The following is a 13,367-nucleotide window of genomic DNA, read 5'->3' as shown; positions in this document are numbered from 1 at the left end:
AAACAAGAAGCTAACGCTAAAGGAAAAATTCCCTTATAAAAGCAAAGATAACAAAATAGTCTAGCTTATCAACATAAACCTGAATTAAAAATGACACTTCTAATTAGGAAGTGCCATTTTTGATTGTATACATTTTTTAATGGTCCAAGTGACAATATGCAAAAACATATGACCACTCCCAAACCAACAACAACGGATCATACTTATTATTTTCAATAGCATTAACAGTTTGCCGTATAACATTAGCTAATTCAGCTAACTGCGCCTGTGAATAACGCTGTTTTTTTAAAATTGGCAATCTTATTTTCCATATTGTATTCCACTTCATAATGTCAAATAACTTTAACACTTTTAGTCAAACCTAGTATAAACACAAAAAAAGCATTAATTAATTATCAATGCTTTACCAAGATATTAAAAATGGAAGATACAGGGCTCGAACCTGTGACCCTCTGCTTGTAAGGCAGACGCTCTCCCAACTGAGCTAATCTTCCAAAAATGACCCGTACGGGATTTGAACCCATGTTACCGCCGTGAAAGGGCGGTGTCTTAACCACTTGACCAACGGGTCAGAACAAATATTTATTTATAAAATAAAATGGAAGATACAGGGCTCGAACCTGTGACCCTCTGCTTGTAAGGCAGACGCTCTCCCAACTGAGCTAATCTTCCAAAAATGACCCGTACGGGATTTGAACCCATGTTACCGCCGTGAAAGGGCGGTGTCTTAACCACTTGACCAACGGGTCAGCTAAAAGCTAACGGAGAGTAAGGGATTTGAACCCTTGATACAGGTAAAAGCCCGTATACATGATTTCCAATCATGCTCCTTCAGCCACTCGGACAACTCTCCAAATAAAAACTCCGGTTGTCAGACTCGAACTGACGACACCCTGATTAACAGTCAGATGCTCTACCAACTGAGCTAAACCGGAATAAGAGCAGCATGGCAACGACCTATCCTCGCAGGTAGTTTCCCACCAACTACTTTCGGCGCTGAGAAGCTTAACTTCTGTGTTCGGCATGATTCCAGGTGTTTCCTCCTCGCTATCGCCACCACACTTGCTCTCTTCTTACCTTCTGAAAGAACCTTAGTCCTCTCAAAACTGAATATTATGTTCTTACTCGACACCCTTGGTTAAGCCCTCGACCGATTAGTATTGCTCAGCTCCATGTATCACTACACTTCCACTCGCAACCTATCTACCTCATCTTCTTTGAGGGGTCTTACTTCATTACTGAATGGGAAATCTCATCTTGAGGTGGGTTTCACACTTAGATGCTTTCAGCGTTTATCCCTTCCATACTTAGCTACCCAGCTATGCCTTTGGCAAGACAACTGGTACACCAGTGGTATGTCCATCCCGGTCCTCTCGTACTAAGGACAGATCCTCTCAAATTTCCTACGCCCGCGACGGATAGGGACCGAACTGTCTCACGACGTTCTGAACCCAGCTCGCGTACCGCTTTAATGGGCGAACAGCCCAACCCTTGGGACCGACTACAGCCCCAGGATGCGATGAGCCGACATCGAGGTGCCAAACCTCCCCGTCGATGTGAACTCTTGGGGGAGATAAGCCTGTTATCCCCAGGGTAGCTTTTGTCCGTTGAGCGATGGCCCTTCCATACGGTGCCACCGGATCATTAAGCCCGACTTTCGTCCCTGCTCGACTTGTCTGTCTCGCAGTCAAGCTCCCTTCTACCTTTACACTCTACGAATGATTTCCAACCATTCTGAGGGAACCTTTGGGCGCCTCCGTTACTGTTTAGGAGGCGACCGCCCCAGTCAAACTGCCCACCTGACACTGTCTCCCGCCGTGCTTCAACGGCGCGGGTTAGAGCTTTCATATAACAAGGGTAGTATCCCACCAGCGCCTCCTTCGATACTAGCGTACCGATCTCTACGGCTCCTACCTATCCTGTACATGTTACACAAAAACTCAATATCAAGCTACAGTAAAGCTCCATGGGGTCTTTCCGTCCTGTCGCGGGTAACCTGCATCTTCACGGGTATTATAATTTCACCGAGTCTATCGTTGAGACAGTGCCCAAATCATTACGCCTTTCGTGCGGGTCGGAACTTACCCGACAAGGAATTTCGCTACCTTAGGACCGTTATAGTTACGGCCGCCGTTTACTGGGGCTTCAATTCTGGGCTTCGACCGAAGTCTAACTCATCCTCTTAACCTTCCAGCACCGGGCAGGCGTCAGCCCCTATACGTCATCTTACGATTTTGCAGAGACCTGTGTTTTTGATAAACAGTTGTTTGGGCCTTTTCACTGCGGCTGGCTCTTACACCAGCACCCCTTCTTCCAAAGTTACGGGGCTATTTTGCCGAGTTCCTTAACGATAGTTCTCTCGCTCACCTTAGGATTCTCTCCTTGACTACCTGTGTCGGTTTGCGGTACGGGTATTCAGTGTCTCACTAGAAGCTTTTCTCGGCAGTGTGACTATTGTGCTTCGCTACTTTAATTTCGCTCCCTATCACAACTCATCCTTCGCGGTTATAAGCATTTGACTCATATCCAGACTCGCTGCTTAGACATGCTTTTCCAGCTGCATGCTCACAATTCATCTCCTGCGTCCCTCCATCGTTCAAACAACACTGAACAGTACAGGAATCTCAACCTGTTTTCCATCGATTACGCCTCTCGGCCTCATCTTAGGTCCCGACTAACCCTGGGCGGACGAGCCTTCCCCAGGAAACCTTAGTCATCCGGTGGACCAGATTCTCACTGGTCTTTCGCTACTCATACCGGCATTCTCACTTCTAAGCTCTCCACCAGTCCTCTCGATCTGGCTTCTTCGTGCTTACAACGCTCTCCTACCACGTACATCTTTCGATGCACATCCACAGTTTCGGTACCATACTTAGCCCCGGTACATTTTCGGCGCAGAACCACTCGACTAGTGAGCTATTACGCACTCTTTAAATGAGTTGCTGCTTCTAAGCCAACATCCTAGTTGTCTGTGCAGTTCCACTTCCTTTTCCACTTAGTATGGATTTTGGGACCTTAACTGGTGATCTGGGCTGTTCCCCTTTCGACGATGGATCTTATCACTCACCGTCTGACTCCCGGAGAAAGATCTTTGGCATTCGGAGTTTATCTGAATTCAGTAACCCATGTTGGGCCCCTAGTCCAAACAGTGCTCTACCTCCAAGATCCTCTTCTCCGAGGCTAGCCCTAAAGCTATTTCGGAGAGAACCAGCTATCTCCAAGTTCGTTTGGAATTTCACCGCTACCCACACCTCATCCCCGCAATTTTCAACTTACGTGGGTTCGGTCCTCCAGTGCGTTTTACCGCACCTTCAACCTGGACATGGGTAGGTCACTTGGTTTCGGGTCTACGACTACGTACTCTCTTTCGCCCTATTCAGACTCGCTTTCGCTGCGGCTCCGTCTTCTCAACTTAACCTCGCACGCAATCGTAACTCGCCGGTTCATTCTACAAAAGGCACGCCATCACTCTTTAACGAGCTCTGACTACTTGTAGGCACACGGTTTCAGGATCTATTTCACTCCCCTTCCGGGGTGCTTTTCACCTTTCCCTCACGGTACTTGTTCTCTATCGGTCACTAGGGAGTATTTAGCCTTGGGAGATGGTCCTCCCTGCTTCCGACGGGGTTTCACGTGCCCCGCCGTACTCAGGATACTGGTAGAGTGTCTCTGATTTCGCCTACTAGACTATCACTATCTCTGGTTCAGCTTCCCAACTGATTCAGCTATCTTCGACTATCTCACGTCCCAGTCCTACAACCCCAAAGAGCATGCTCTCTGGTTTGGGCTCTTTCCGTTTCGCTCGCCGCTACTCAGGAAATCGATTTTTCTTTCTCTTCCTATGGCTACTTAGATGTTTCAGTTCACCACGTCTTCCTCACTTACAACTTTCGTCGCAGTGTGACTAAGTTTTACCTTAGCCGGGTTCCCCCATTCGGATATCTCCGGATCTTCGTTTACTTACAACTCCCCGGAGCATTTCGCTGTTCGTTGCGTCCTTCTTCGGCTCCTAGTACCTAGGCATCCACCGTGCGCCCTTATTATCTTAACCTTAATTACTACTGTTTCTTACTTTCTTCGAATCTCTCGATTCTCGGTGTCTTTCTTCTCATAATATTCAGTTTTCAAAGTACTAATGTCCTTGACAGTTTCCTGTCAATGGAGGTTAACGGGATCGAACCGATGACCTCCTGCTTGCAAAGCAGGTGCTCTCCCAGCTGAGCTAAACCCCCGTACTATTCTATGGGCCTAAATGGACTTGAACCATCGACCTCACGCTTATCAGGCGTGCGCTCTAACCAGCTGAGCTATAGGCCCGATTTCTTTCGCGCTTGTCTCTTGGTGCCCTGAGAGTAGACCTCTCAAAACTAAACAAAGTTTCTTGCCAACTGCTTTCCGTTTATTTTTCCTTAGAAAGGAGGTGATCCAGCCGCAGGTTCTCCTACGGCTACCTTGTTACGACTTCACCCTAATCATTTGTCCTACCTTAGACGGCTAGCTCCCCGAAGGGTTACCCCACCGGCTTTGGGTATTACAAACTCTCATGGTGTGACGGGCGGTGTGTACAAGGCCCGAGAACGTATTCACCGTGGCATGCTGATCCACGATTACTAGCGATTCCAACTTCATACAGGCGAGTTGCAGCCTGCAATCCGAACTGAGAATGGTTTTTAGAGTTCTGCTTGCCCTCACGAGTTCGCTTCTCGTTGTACCATCCATTGTAGCACGTGTGTAGCCCAGGTCATAAGGGGCATGATGATTTGACGTCGTCCCCACCTTCCTCCGGTTTGTCACCGGCAGTCTCACTAGAGTGCCCAACTTAATGCTGGCAACTAGTAACAAGGGTTGCGCTCGTTGCGGGACTTAACCCAACATCTCACGACACGAGCTGACGACAACCATGCACCACCTGTCTTCCTGTCCCCGAAGGGAACCCTGTATCTCTACAGCTTTCAGGAGATGTCAAGACCTGGTAAGGTTCTTCGCGTTGCTTCGAATTAAACCACATGCTCCACCGCTTGTGCGGGCCCCCGTCAATTCCTTTGAGTTTCAACCTTGCGGTCGTACTCCCCAGGCGGAGTGCTTAATGCGTTAGCTGCAGCACTGAGAGGCGGAAACCTCCCAACACTTAGCACTCATCGTTTACGGCATGGACTACCAGGGTATCTAATCCTGTTCGCTACCCATGCTTTCGAGCCTCAGCGTCAGTTACAGACCAGAGAGCCGCCTTCGCCACTGGTGTTCTTCCATATATCTACGCATTTCACCGCTACACATGGAGTTCCACTCTCCTCTTCTGCACTCAAGTTTGACAGTTTCCGATGCACTTCCTCAGTTAAGCTGAGGGCTTTCACATTCAGACTTTTCAAACCGCCTGCGCTCCCTTTACGCCCAATAAATCCGGACAACGCTTGCCACCTACGTATTACCGCGGCTGCTGGCACGTAGTTAGCCGTGACTTTCTGGTTGAATACCGTCACTACTTGAGCAGTTACTCTCAAGCACGTTCTTCTTCAACAACAGGATTTTACGATCCGAAAACCTTCTTCATCCACGCGGCGTTGCTCCATCAGACTTTCGTCCATTGTGGAAGATTCCCTACTGCTGCCTCCCGTAGGAGTTTGGGCCGTGTCTCAGTCCCAATGTGGCCGATTACCCTCTCAGGTCGGCTACGTATCATCGCCTTGGTGGGCCTTTACCTCACCAACTAGCTAATACGCCGCAGGTCCATCCTTTAGTGACAGCCGAAACCGTCTTTCATTCCTTAATCATGTGATTAAGCACTTTATGCGGTATTAGCAACTGTTTCCAATTGTTATCCCCCGCTAAAGGGCAGGTTACCTACGTGTTACTCACCCATCCGCCGCTCGCGTCCATATCTTCCTACCCGAAGGTATTCCGTTACTTCTGCTCGCTCGACTTGCATGTATTAGGCACGCCGCCAGCGTTCGTCCTGAGCCAGGATCAAACTCTCATTTTTTGTTAGTTTGTTGACTCAGACTTAGAACTCTAACGTTCTTTGTCTTCTTTATTACTTTTAAATTGACAGGTTCTTTTTCAAGAACCCAGCACTTGGCTTTTAAAGAAACTTTGTTCAGTTTTCAAAGATCTACTTAACTTTTTGTTGATTACCACTTGATTAAGCGGCTTATTTAGTTTATCATCTTATCATGAGCTTGTCAACTGTTTTTTTTATTTGCTTAACAGTGACGCGCATGACTCATTGACAACAGAAAATATATTATCAACTTTTTTACCCTTTTGCAACCCCTTTTTGACATTTTTTGCAAATTCCTTGGATATTTAATTCGATTTTTTCTATTTCAAACCCTGAATCCTTGATTAACCGCCGTTTTAAAGATTCATAATCATGATAATTAATATCGTAAACTTGCCCACAAATTCGGCAAATTGCATGAAAATGTTCTTGGTGATAATAATCAAAATGAATTGACCTATCATCATAGGTCAATTCATTAATTGGAGTTATTTTAGACAAAAACTTGAGATTATTATAGACAGTAGCAATACTAACATTGGAAGTGACCTCATCTTTGAGATCGTTATAAACCATTTCCGCTGTAGGATGATTTTGATGGGTCATCATATATTTCAAAATAAGCAATCTCTGTTCAGTCATCCTTACTTTGTGTTGCCTTAGGTCTTGAACTTGTTCCTGAAATTCTTCTTCAAATTGATCAGTATCCAAACTTAGCCACTCCTTTCTTAATTAGCTAGCTCTGGAGCGTCTGTGTGATAGAGATTCATTAATGATTTATTATTATTCTTATATTCCAAGCTAGACTTATCTTTTTTATTCTGAGCCTTTAATTTCTTTAAGGATTTCTTTTTAGAATAATTAAAATCTTTTTTATTTACTTTGTCAAACCCCTTTGGTGTGTAGAACCTCAGCAGATCACCAGTAATAATCTTATCCGACAATGATAATTCAGTTGCTACTTTATTAGACATAGCATCAACACGACTTTTTTGTTCTGGGGTCAAGTCTTTTGCCGCTTTACCATTCTTAGTATAGTAGTAAGCACCGTTGACCTTCGTAAATTCTGGGGATACAAAGTCTCCGTTCCGAAAGGCAACTAATTGTGGATGTTTATTCGACAATAAATCAGAACCAAATTGAATATTATTACGATTATTAACACCCAATAAATTCAAAATTGTTGGTAATGCATCGATTTCACCACCGTACGTGTGATTAACTCCACCTTGCAAACCATTCATATGAATCATAAATGGTACCCGTTGAAATTGGGCATTATCAAAATCGTTAAATTTGTCCTTACCTAATAACTTAGCAACAGCCTTCTTATGATTACCTGAAATACCGTAGTGATCCCCATAAAAGACTACCATACTGTTTTTATCTAAGCCTGTAGCTTTCAACCAATTCATAAATTCACCAATTGATTGATCTAAATAATGTGCTGTTTGTACATAACCATCAACAGTTTTATCACCGGTATTAGTTTTAGAAATGGTCTGATTCTTTTTATCTAACAAATACGGATAGTGGTTCGTAACGGTAATCACTTTAGCATAAAAAGGTTGCGGCAACTGTTGGATATAACTAGCAGTATCCTTCATAAAGATCTTATCTTTCATACCATAACCAACATTATAATTTTTCTTTTGCTTATAGTAATTGGAGCTAAAGAAATAGTTATACCCCCAGGATTTATAAGTGTTATCGCGATTCCAAAAACTAGGTACATCGCCATGAAAAGATGCGGTTGTATAACCATGCTGATCTAAAATAGCTGGCGCAGCTTGAAAGGTATTCGATGTACCGTCAGTTACCATCGCTGCCCCTTCAGGCAAGCCAAATAAAGAATTTTCCATCATCATTTCGGCATCTGCAGTCTTACCTTGTCCTACTTGATTAAAGAAGTTATCAAAACTCAAAGTATTACTTTCATGATAAATCTTATTCAAATTGGGAGTAACTTCTTGATTATCCCATTTAAAATCTAATAAAAATTGTTGGAAACTTTCCAAATGAATCACAAAAACATTTTTACCCTTAGCTACTCCGGTATATTGCACATTCGGAGCAACATAATTGTTACTCATATAGTTCTTAACTGTCTTCATGTCAGAACTATCAGCACTAGCTTTGACTGCGCTAGTTTTCGCAGCTTTGACCGTATCATAAACCGAATAAGCATTTAAGCCTAAATATTTCACAATATAATTATTATCAAACGTCCGGGTTAATAAGCCTGAACGATCCTGTTGTGCCAAAGTTAAGTTAATTCCAAAGCTAACAATGGCAATACCTGTAATTGTCAAAGGGATTTTCGTAGTTAACTTTTGAATATCTATTTTCACAACTTTAAAAGCTAACAAAATAATTAATACTAAAACATCTGCAAAAGCTAAAAAGTCAGTTGGTCTAATAATTCCTACAATACTGGTACCCAGATTATTTGAAACAGAACTAGAACCTTTAATTAACGTCAAAGTTAAAAAATCCGAAAATTCTCGATAATATAAAATATTAGCAAAGAGCCAAGTTGACGTAATTAGATCAATAATCATCATGTAAATGTATGATTTACGCCCCTTCAAATAAAGCGCAATTCCTAATAATAAAATGGTTGTTGGAATAGGATTTAAGAATAACAAAAACGCCTGCATGCTCGTCTTGATTCCTAAATTAAACTTATTCAAACAAATCAAATAAGTTTTAATCCAACACAAAACTACCGCTAAAGTAAAAAAGCCTAGCTTAGTGTTGAAAGTTTTTGCTAATTTTTTTCCGAAGTTCTTCATTCTGAAATCTTTCCTCCACGTACCGAATACTGAGTACGTTCATTAATTGGTTTAAATGCAATGGCAATAATTCCTAAAAACATGCCTAGATAATAAGTTATAAAGCGCCAAATAAACATGCCTAAAACCAGTTGACTTGGCAAGCTAATGTACTGTGAGAATAAAGTGCGAAAACTATATTCAGCGCCACCTGTACCACCCGGAATAGGAAAAATGGATGTGATCATGACAATCATTACTTGTGTAATTAAAACGTTAATGATATTAACATGTTGAACGTGTAAAGCCAACAAAGTGAAATAAACCACTAAATAATAAAAAATTAATTGAATAAAAGTCAAAACAGCTGCTTTACAAACTTTTCGCCGTTCTTTTTTTAAAATTAAACTTTCTTGGTAAAAATTGTCAATTTTATTAAGCACCTTAGTTGTCCAATGCTGTACTTTGGTTGTATTAACAAACAAACCGACAAATTTCATGATTAATAATGTTACTTGGCGCGTAAAACGATAATAAAACATAATCATTAATAATACACCAATTGTCACAACGTGTAACAAAAAACCACAAACAATCAAGATAGCTAATCCGGCAAAATGGTGCGCAATTTGGTCAAATTGAAAAAGCATTGCAATGATAAAGTTAATTAAAACAATCGTTTGATATATAACAAATTTCATTAATAGAACTGAACTACCACGGCCTACCTCGACCCCTGATTGAACTAAAGAAACGATTTGTGCGGGTTGTCCACCCGAAGAAAAAGGTGTAATCGCGTTAAATAAAGCTTGGATCCAAGGAATTCTTAAAATATTCCACCAATGATGTAACTCATCATCACGATTCTGCAACAAAACTTTTAAAACTAAAGCCTCAAAAAAGAACGAACAAAACATTGATCCAAAAGCGATCAGTAGCCACCACCAATTGATAGTGGTTGCTTGATGCAACAATGATTGCAAGTTAGTTTTATGAATTTCAAAAGCAAAGATTCCCCCGCCAATCGCGAGCATTACTAACATTGCTCCAAAATTTTTACGATTCATTAATCGTTCCTCATCTGTTGAAATTGGTTTAAATAAAAATCATGCCAAATTCGGCTCAAATGTTCTTGTGAATAATAATGAGCAGCACTAATCGCTTTTTGTGCTAAAGCCGCTAATTGTTCTGGATCATGTTGCAATTCTCGTAAAGCTTGATTCATGGCTGCATAGTCCTGAGCTGGACGATATTTATCAGCAATAATTGCTTGGTAAAGTTCCAAATCACGCAACATTACTGGTGTGCCTGTATTAAAGGCTTCTAGCACCGACATTGGGAACAATTCATCATACGAAGGTAATAAAAATAAATCAGCCGCATTTAAATATTCGTTTAATTGCGTACGCGGAATAATATCTGTAAAAGTTAAATTTTTCGGTGCTTGGCGAATCATCTGTTTATAACGGTCATAGCCGTCAGTAATTGCACCAAACGAAAAACCACCGGCCCAAATAAATTGAACATCAGGATTTTCCACCGCTAAGCGATAAAAATCATCAATACCTTTACGTTTTTGCACTTGACCATCGCCAAAAACCATGAAATCAGTTGGAGCCAAACCCAATTGAGCCCGAACTTGATTCCGTTTTTTGTCAGAAAACCGGTAAAATTCCATGTTCGAGACAAAATTTGGAATATACGTCACTTTTTGTGGGTCAATCCCATGTTGTGCTAACTTAGGAATAAAACTCGGATTAACCACAATCAAATGATCCATGCGTTGATAAAATGAAATAATATATTTGCTAACTAGCCCTTGCGCCATTTTAGGAATTCGCAAACTGCCTTGTAGTGTTTCTGGCAAAAAATGAACATAACCAATTTTTCGGCCACGATTTTTCATAAAAGTAGAAGCATAAAACTGCGGATCAACGGTATGATAGTGACTAATATCGCTGGTGTGGACAAAATCATTGACATTTATTTGAAAATCTTGACTTAAAGAAGTATTTAATAATTGCATCAACTCAGTATAAGCACTGCCAACTCCTTGACCTGCTACTTTTTGTGATGACGAAAACATCGTGATTTTAATCATCGTAATATTGACCGTCCTTTAATGGCTCATTAGCTAATTTTTTACGTAAAAAATATTTATAAGCATCTTGATAAAAGTTTAAGACTTGATCACCAAATAAATCGGCTGAAATTTCATGTAATTTTTTCTTTCGTGGTTCCGGATCATCAAAAGCTCTTGGATGATCCAAATATTGTAACACTAAATTAGCGAACTGTTTGGGATCTTCATAAGTGACTCCAAGTGCTGGATCATCAAGTAAATTATCAGTGTAAGGACTCGAACGCACCACACACTTTAAACCAGAAGCTAATGCCTCAATAAATGTTAAGCCCTGTGATTCCGTATCACTAGCGGAAACAAACAAATCTGCCATTTGATAATATGGCGCCACGTGATCATGATCAACTTCACCAGTAAATAAAACGTGTTGTTGTAAACTTAACTGTTGAACCTGTTGGACTAAATCAGATTTATCGGGGCCACCACCAACAATGACTAAAATTAGTTCGGGATAATATTTAATTAATTGTGGTAACTGTTGAATTAATAATTCAATCTTTTTTTCATTGGCAATACGACTGAGCGTCAATAAAATAGGATGCCGATCAGTTAGTTGCCAACGTTGTAACAACGGTTGTGGGTCAAGTTGCTGGGTAAAAGCCGACAAATCAACTCCGGTTGGAATAATTTGCATCGGTGTTTTAATACCGTAACCGCGTAAAGTATCATAAACTCGTTGACTAGGCGCAATCACACCAGACATTCCGGAAATAAATAACTTGGACATTTGCTTAACGTGTGCTGGCTTTAATAAATGACCATTCAAAACATAGTGCAAGTAATCTTCATACATCGTGTGATACGTGTGCACACACGGAATTTTTAAGCTATGCGCAACAAACTTACCAATCAGTCCCAGTGAAAATTCCGTTTGCGTATGCACAATATCTAAATCTAATTCTTTTGCCAATTTTAATGCATGAAACATTCCACGATACGCAATACGCCGATCGGTAAACGAAATAAACGGAATACTGCCTAAACGAAAAATATTAGGTTCCACAGTATTTTTAGCAACATGCGGATCAGAGGTTGTAAAAATATAAACTGTATCTCCCTTACGTTCTAAGTCATTCTTTAAAGTTTGAATAGACGTTGCTACACCACTAACTTGGGGGAAATAAGTATCCGTAAATATCCCAATATTCATTATTTCATACTCCCTTAAATCAGGTTGATATGCCTAATTATAACAAAATAAGTCGCCAAAACATATTATCGTAATAAAAAAAGCAGTTTTTCAACTGCTTTAGGAAAGCAACTTTTTAAATTGCCGATTTTTCCACAAAATGGAAAACAAAATATATCCAATCAATACTGCAATAAACTCACCAATAAAAATATATACTATCGTTAAAAATAATGGTGCCTTCGTCATAATGTTGAGTTCCAACCCCACAATCACACCGTTAACAATGCCAGCAATCACGGGGACCCAATAGCCTTTGTGAAGATGAATTATTAATAAGAAAGTTAGTAACGACGCAAAAGTTCCGACAAAAATATCCACCGCCGCCGTCGGGCTAAATAAATTAGTAATAAAACAGCCTAAGGTTAAGCCGGGAATAAACTTTTTATTGTAAAAAGGTAACATGACTAAAACTTCTGAGATGCGTAGTTGAATATTGCCGTAGGCTAAAGAATTTAAAGGTGGGGTAATGGTCAATACCACATAGATTGCTGCCATTAGCGCATTTAAAATCCAATCATGAGTTGAAAACTCTGCAAAATATTTTTTCAAAATAAATCCTCCATCATCTTTGTTTAAAGACAGGTTTTCCTGGAGTTCTCCAAACTGTCTCAAATTTTTTTATAACAAATCACGCTCTTGTAACTTATTATCAATTAACTGTAAAACTTTTTTGCGATCCTCTTCATTTTCAACAAAGTCATATTGATCACAACTAATCTTCATTTTAGGACTATAATGATAATCCTCGTACCACCGATCATAGCGTCCTAACAAATTATGATAATAATCAATTAGTGAAGGGTCATTTTCAGGTTGTTCATAAGAGCGCCCCCGTTTTTTAATATGCTCCAACATTTTCTCATAAGAAACATCCAAATGTACTAATAAATCAGGCGCTTTTTTATGAGCAGCATATGGCAACTCTTCCATCATATTATCTAATAATTCATCATAAACTTGCACTTCTTGTTTAGTAGCTCGTCCCATATCGGCATTGATATGGAAGAATAAAGAGTCTTCATAAATTGAACGGTCTAAAACATTGTTATCATCAGACAAAGCTCGCTTAATAGAAGCAAAACGCTTGTTTAAAAAATAAATTTGTAATAAAAATGCATACTTTTTAGGATCATCATAAAACAAGGGTAAGACGGGATTATCATCAACTTGTTCATAAAAAGCTTGTGTTCCTAAATGCTCTGAAACAAGCGTTGCTAGGCTACTTTTACCTGCCCCAATCATACCACTTAAAACTATCAT

The 13,367-nt window shown here is 40.6% G+C and carries 8 protein-coding genes, 8 tRNA genes and 3 rRNA genes; all 19 read right to left on the bottom strand.

Annotated features, from left to right (window positions below):
* Positions 1-136: 136 nt before the first annotated feature.
* The 19 genes from AC3B5B_RS06340 to AC3B5B_RS06250 all read right to left on the bottom strand — a co-directional run bounded on the left by AC3B5B_RS06340 (position 137) and on the right by AC3B5B_RS06250 (position 13,367).
* The gene (locus AC3B5B_RS06340) at positions 137-328 is read right to left on the bottom strand and encodes a helix-turn-helix transcriptional regulator (RefSeq protein WP_489769649.1); all 192 of its coding nucleotides are present in this window, start codon (positions 326-328) and stop codon (positions 137-139) included.
* 93 nt (positions 329-421) lie between these two features.
* Positions 422-494, bottom strand: a tRNA-Val gene (locus AC3B5B_RS06335).
* A gap of 5 nt (positions 495-499) precedes the next feature.
* A tRNA-Glu gene (locus tag AC3B5B_RS06330) sits at positions 500-571 on the bottom strand.
* Positions 572-599: 28 nt separating this feature from the next.
* Positions 600-672: transfer RNA gene (locus AC3B5B_RS06325), tRNA-Val, on the bottom strand.
* Between the two features lie 5 nt (positions 673-677).
* A tRNA-Glu gene (locus tag AC3B5B_RS06320) sits at positions 678-749 on the bottom strand.
* 13 nt (positions 750-762) lie between these two features.
* Positions 763-853: transfer RNA gene (locus tag AC3B5B_RS06315), tRNA-Ser, on the bottom strand.
* Between the two features lie 9 nt (positions 854-862).
* Positions 863-935, bottom strand: a tRNA-Asn gene (locus AC3B5B_RS06310).
* A gap of 9 nt (positions 936-944) precedes the next feature.
* A 5S ribosomal RNA gene (gene rrf / locus AC3B5B_RS06305) occupies positions 945-1,061 on the bottom strand.
* A 73-nt stretch (positions 1,062-1,134) separates the two neighbouring features.
* Positions 1,135-4,051, bottom strand: a 23S ribosomal RNA gene (locus AC3B5B_RS06300).
* 108 nt (positions 4,052-4,159) lie between these two features.
* Positions 4,160-4,232 (bottom strand) — tRNA-Ala (locus tag AC3B5B_RS06295).
* An 11-nt stretch (positions 4,233-4,243) separates the two neighbouring features.
* Positions 4,244-4,317 (bottom strand) — tRNA-Ile (locus AC3B5B_RS06290).
* 96 nt (positions 4,318-4,413) lie between these two features.
* Positions 4,414-5,980 (bottom strand): 16S ribosomal RNA (locus AC3B5B_RS06285).
* The 16S, 23S and 5S rRNA genes sit together here with 8 tRNA genes alongside, the layout of an rRNA operon.
* Before the next feature lie 273 nt (positions 5,981-6,253).
* Positions 6,254-6,709: a Fur family transcriptional regulator gene (locus AC3B5B_RS06280; protein ID WP_489758315.1), complete on the bottom strand. Its 456-nt coding sequence runs from the start codon at positions 6,707-6,709 to the stop codon at positions 6,254-6,256.
* Between the two features lie 17 nt (positions 6,710-6,726).
* Positions 6,727-8,793, bottom strand: a complete 2,067-nt coding sequence (locus AC3B5B_RS06275; protein WP_489758314.1) for an LTA synthase family protein — start codon at positions 8,791-8,793, stop codon at positions 6,727-6,729.
* Positions 8,790-9,839 (bottom strand): lysylphosphatidylglycerol synthase transmembrane domain-containing protein, encoded by a 1,050-nt coding sequence (locus AC3B5B_RS06270; protein ID WP_489769648.1) that lies wholly within the window; start codon positions 9,837-9,839, stop codon positions 8,790-8,792. The genes AC3B5B_RS06275 and AC3B5B_RS06270 overlap by 4 nt, the downstream gene beginning before the upstream one ends.
* Entirely contained in the window at positions 9,839-10,873 is a 1,035-nt protein-coding gene (locus AC3B5B_RS06265) for a glycosyltransferase family 4 protein (RefSeq protein ID WP_489769647.1), read from the bottom strand. The genes AC3B5B_RS06270 and AC3B5B_RS06265 overlap by 1 nt, the downstream gene beginning before the upstream one ends.
* A complete protein-coding gene (locus AC3B5B_RS06260; RefSeq protein ID WP_489769646.1) occupies positions 10,866-12,065 on the bottom strand; it encodes a glycosyltransferase family 4 protein in 1,200 nt (399 codons plus the stop codon). The genes AC3B5B_RS06265 and AC3B5B_RS06260 overlap by 8 nt, the downstream gene beginning before the upstream one ends.
* Positions 12,066-12,164: 99 nt before the next feature.
* Positions 12,165-12,656: a QueT transporter family protein gene (locus tag AC3B5B_RS06255; RefSeq protein ID WP_489758310.1), complete on the bottom strand. Its 492-nt coding sequence runs from the start codon at positions 12,654-12,656 to the stop codon at positions 12,165-12,167.
* A 69-nt stretch (positions 12,657-12,725) separates the two neighbouring features.
* Positions 12,726-13,367, bottom strand: coding sequence for a deoxynucleoside kinase (locus AC3B5B_RS06250; protein WP_489758320.1), 642 nt, complete (start codon positions 13,365-13,367; stop codon positions 12,726-12,728).

Source organism: Bombilactobacillus sp. ESL1187 (genome assembly GCF_058107155.1).
Note: the sequence above shows the minus strand (reverse complement) of the source record. Positions and strands in the feature narration are given on the sequence as shown.